This window comes from Aeromonas sp. (assembly GCF_050633025.1).
In the GTDB taxonomy this organism is placed as follows: Bacteria; Pseudomonadota; Gammaproteobacteria; order Enterobacterales; family Aeromonadaceae; genus Aeromonas.
In genome coordinates this window covers 1-4,225 of sequence record NZ_JBODRQ010000201.1, presented here as the reverse complement: position 1 = coordinate 4,225, position 4,225 = coordinate 1, and the positions used below count along the sequence as shown (strand labels likewise).

Annotated in this window: 4 protein-coding genes and 1 pseudogene; 2 read left to right on the top strand and 3 right to left on the bottom strand. The window is 59.1% G+C overall.

Annotated elements, in window-relative coordinates; genetic code table 11:
• On the top strand, positions 1–434 hold a 434-nt coding region (locus tag ACRAUW_RS17090), incomplete at its 5' end, for a hypothetical protein (RefSeq protein ID WP_431363234.1).
• An 87-nt stretch (positions 435–521) separates the two neighbouring features.
• Here ACRAUW_RS17090 and ACRAUW_RS17085 read toward each other — a convergent pair.
• Complete coding sequence (locus ACRAUW_RS17085) at positions 522–1,286, bottom strand: substrate-binding periplasmic protein (protein WP_431363233.1); 765 nt, start codon at positions 1,284–1,286, stop codon at positions 522–524.
• Positions 1,287–1,560: 274 nt separating this feature from the next.
• Here ACRAUW_RS17085 and ACRAUW_RS17080 point away from each other — a divergent pair, with 274 nt between their 5' ends.
• Entirely contained in the window at positions 1,561–3,276 is a 1,716-nt protein-coding gene (locus ACRAUW_RS17080) for an NAD-dependent malic enzyme (RefSeq protein ID WP_064339679.1), read from the top strand.
• Positions 3,277–3,363: 87 nt separating this feature from the next.
• Here the strand turns inward: ACRAUW_RS17080 and ACRAUW_RS17075 are convergent, their stop codons facing one another.
• Both ACRAUW_RS17075 and ACRAUW_RS17070 read right to left on the bottom strand, forming a co-directional pair.
• Positions 3,364–3,705, bottom strand: coding sequence for an RT0821/Lpp0805 family surface protein (locus ACRAUW_RS17075; protein ID WP_431363235.1), 342 nt, complete (start codon positions 3,703–3,705; stop codon positions 3,364–3,366).
• A pseudogene (locus ACRAUW_RS17070) lies at positions 3,702–4,225 on the bottom strand (hypothetical protein); the annotation flags it as partial. The gene ACRAUW_RS17075 and the pseudogene ACRAUW_RS17070, both read right to left, overlap by 4 nt.

Here is a 4,225-nt window from a genome sequence, read left to right as displayed (position 1 = left end):
TTTCAATAGTAGGGTGTGTGAATATGAAAAAAGCATTGTTGGCTGCGGTATGTGCTGTCGGGTTGCTGGGCGGAGTTTCAGCCTGGTCAGTGCAGGCTGCTGACGGGATCAAAACTCAGCAGGTGCAGTTCAAGAAGGGGGAGACAGGGGCGACTATCAACGGCACCATTCAAGGTAACCAGACCCTCGATTACAAGCTGACCGCCAACAAGGGGCAGAGCATGGTGGTGATCCTGACCGGCAAGCCCTACTTCAATATTCTGCCGCCGGGCAGCAAGGGGGAGGCGATCTTTGTTGGCTCTCGTGACGGGAACAACTTTGAGGCGACCCTGCCCGCCAAGGGCACTTATACCATTCGGGTCTACCAGATGGGGGCGGCCGAGAGCAGCAAGGCCAAGACGCCGTTCAAGCTGGAGGTGGGCATCAGCGGCTAAAGCCAGCAGCTGACAAGCATCACAGAGGTGGCGGCCACAAAGGGCCGCCACCGTTGTTTTATCCCCTCTGTTTTTGCCTCGCCAAGGTCAATATTCACCCCGGGCCAGTCGCTCGAAGTAGCGCTGATAACGTCCCTTGGCGATGGCCTGCTGCAACTGCTGATTGAACTGATCCCGCAGTTTGGCTGAATCCGGCATCTTGCGCGGGAACATCACGAAGCTGTCGTTGCGCAGAAAAGGGGTCTGACTGTGGGTGATGAGTGCCGCGCTGGCGGGGTCGAACTGGCTCTGCAACTCGGCCAGACCGACTCGCAGCTCCTGCGGATAGAGGTCGATCCGCCCGCGCAGCAGCTTGCCGAAATTCTGTTTCACGTCGGTGACTTTCTGTTGGGTTACCTTGCCATCGGCCACCATCTTGTCCAGCTCGGGCCCGTAGCTGTAGGCGATATCGCCCCCCAACCGCATGCCGATGATCTGCTCAAGGCGCTCGGCCTGCAACTGTCGTGATTTGAGGGAGAAGAAGACAAACTGCTCCTGCAGCACCGCTTCGCTGAACAGAAAATCCTGCTCCCGCTCCGGTTTGTGCATCCAGACGGCGGTGGCATCGTAGAGCTGGCTGTTGGCCGCCAGCGAATAGACCCGACCCCAGGGGGCGAAGTGGAACTTCACCTCATAGCCCGCTTCCTGGAACACATCGCTGATGAGGTGAGCCACCGGGCCGTGCTGTTTTGATTGCTCGGAGACGAAAGGGGGCCATTCACCCACGATGATGTTGAGCACCCGGCCCGGTGCGGCGAGAGCCGATTGGCAGGTCAGAAATAGCCACAGAGCAAGCAGCGGGATCAGGCGCATGGCAGGAAGAAGGGGGCGCAGGCTGGCAGAGACGAGGGCATCAGAGTCACTCCTGTTGTGTGATATGGTGAAGGGGCCAGGCTGCCCGCAATGCTAACATGAGTCTTATTCCTTGCCGTGAATATTTGCCTTGTCAGGGCCGCCGGGGCTTATTTTGGCCGCAGGGTATGCCCAAGCTCACAAAACCGATCGAATAAACGTCATATGATTGATTTCATTATGAGTCTTGCTCTCCTGCCGAACGGCAATTTCACGTAAATCAAAGAGAATGACTATGGCTACCGGACAATATCTGCTGTGGAAAGATGCACAGGGACAGGATTTTCGCCCCGTTGCACTGACCGGCACTGATCTGCTTAACAATCGATACCTCAACAAGGGCACAGCCTTTACCGAACAGGAGCGGGCCGATTTTGATCTCGATGGTTTGCTGCCGCCTCAGGTGCAAACTTTTGAAGCCCAGCTCGAGCGAGTGTATGAGGGATTCAAGAGCGCTTGCAGCGATATCGAGAAGTACCAGAACCTGCGTGCCCTGCAGGATCGCAACGAGACTCTCTTCTATGCCCTGTTGTCACGCCATGTGGAGGAGATGACTCCCTACATCTATACCCCGACCGTGGGCAAGGCGTGTCAGGAGTTCAGCCACCGCTTCCAGAAGCCGCGCGGCCTCTACATCACCCCGGACAACGTGGATGACATGGGCAGTCAGGCCCGTCACTTCGATGCCAAATCGATCCGCATCATAGTCGTCACCGACAGCCAGGGCATTCTGGGGATAGGCGATCAGGGCGTAGGTGGTATGGGCATCCCCATCGGCAAGCTGGCGCTCTATACCCTTGGGGCGGGCATCCATCCGGCCTGCTGCATGCCGATTGCGCTGGATGTCGGCACTGACAACCAGAAACTGCTCGATGACCCCATGTATCTGGGCCGCCCCCACAAGCGCATTCGCGGCAAGGAGTATGAAGAGTTCATCGACAAGTTCGTGCAGGGGGTCAAGCGCCACTTCCCCAATGCCGTGCTGCAGTGGGAAGACTTCAGCAAATCCAATGCCTTCAACAATCTGGCCCGTTACCAGCAGGCACTGCCGTCATTCAACGATGATATTCAGGGCACCGGTGCCGTGGTGCTGGCCGGTATTATCGGTGCAGTCAAGGTCAAGGGGGAGACCCTGGGCCAGCAGAACTATTTGGTCTATGGTGCCGGCGCTGGCGGGGTTGGCGTTGCGGATCAGATCTGCGCGGGGATGATCCGTGAGGGGATGGATCCGCAGGCGGCCCGTGATCGCATCTACATTCTGGATACCCAGGGGCTGGTGTGCGACAACCGGGACGGGCTCGACGAGTACAAACGTCGCTACGCCAAGCCGGGGCTGCTGCTGGCTGGCTGGGATACCGAGGTGCCCGGCAAGGCCAATCTGGCCGATGTGCTGCGTCATGTGCCCATTACCGTGTTGTTGGGTACCAGTGGCTCGGGCGGTGCCTTCCAGGAAGAGCACATCCAGCTGATGCTGCAGCATTGCGAGCGTCCCATGGTATTCCCGCTCTCCAACCCCACCGCCAACTGTGAAGCGCTGCCGGAAGATATCTACCGCTGGAGCAAGGGCAAAGCCATCGTTGCAACCGGCAGTCCGTTCAAGGATGTGAGCTACGAGGGGCAGGAGTTCCGGGTCGGGCAGGGCAACAACGTCTTTATCTTCCCCGGTGTAGGTCTGGCGGCCATCGTCAGCCAGATCCGCGAGATCACACCCGATGTCTTCACTACTGCCGCCTTTGCGCTGGCTGAGTGCGTGAGTGAGGTAGACCTGGCGAAAGGAGCCGTCTATCCACGCATTCGCGAGCTGCGCAGCATCTCGGTGCATGTGGCGACCGCCGTGCTCAAGGATATCGTGCGCCGGGATCCGTCCCACCCGCTGATCGGGCAGGATCTGCAGCAGCATATCCTCAACCACATGTGGGAGCCGGTTTACCTGCCCTATCGTCGGGTATAACCGCGTATTCACCGCCCGGATAACGGATCGGTAAAGATGACAAGGGGGTAGCGTTGCTACCCCCTTTCGTTTACCCCGTGGCATTCACTAAGTTCGCAATGGCCGCCAGTGCCCTTGCTGATTGCGACAGGCGGTATCCTGCCACTGCTGACTGGCCTTGCCGATATAGAGTTGCTCGCGATAGTCGCGACACCACTCCCCGCTGGTATGGCGGAAGGTGCGTAGCGGCGTGACGCTACCCGAGTGACGATTAGCCGGATTGAACCAGGTGAGGCTCTGCCCTTTGGTGCGGGTTTCCAGCGCCTTGGCAAGGGCCTGATTGGCCAGTTGAACATCAGCCTTATCCATCTGATGGTAAAGCGGCGGAGTGTCGACCGTGGCGCAGCCAGTGAGGCCGAGCAGGAGGAGTGGTAACAGATATCGCATTATGGTTGCCCCTGTTGGCGAAAACCGTTGTTGAGCAGCGCCCGCTCCTGCTCATCGGTAAGCACTTGCTGGCGATCATCGACCGTGCCATCGCCCCTGAGCTTGTTGCCATTGGCATCGACGGCATCTACGCCGTTGTCATCGATAGTTCCATCACCCCTGAGCTTGTTGCCGTTGGCATCGACGGCATCCACGCCGTTGTCATCGACTGTGCCATCGCCTCTGAGCTTGTTGCCATTGGCATCGATGGCATCCACACCGTTGTCATCAACGCCATTGCCAAATCCGCGGCCACCACCATGGCGTTCTCCCCCTGCATGTTTTTCTCCACCAGCATGCCGTTCACCTCCACCATGCTGCTCTCCGCCGGCATGCTCGCCCTGACCCTGATTATCGTGGCTGCCACCGTCGCTATCACTGCCTCCGCCGCTGTCACTACCGCCGCCGCTGTCGCTACCGCCGCCGCTACCGCTGTCGCTACCGCCGCCGCTGTCGCTACCGCCGCCGCTGTCGCTACCGCCGC

Excerpts from the sequence above, each read along its gene's own strand:
- ACRAUW_RS17080 (WP_064339679.1), top strand. The coding sequence starts at position 1,561 with ATGGCTACCGGACAATATCTGCTGTGGAAAGATGCACAGGGACAGGAT.
- ACRAUW_RS17085 (WP_431363233.1), bottom strand. The coding sequence starts at position 1,286 with ATGCGCCTGATCCCGCTGCTTGCTCTGTGGCTATTTCTGACCTGCCAA.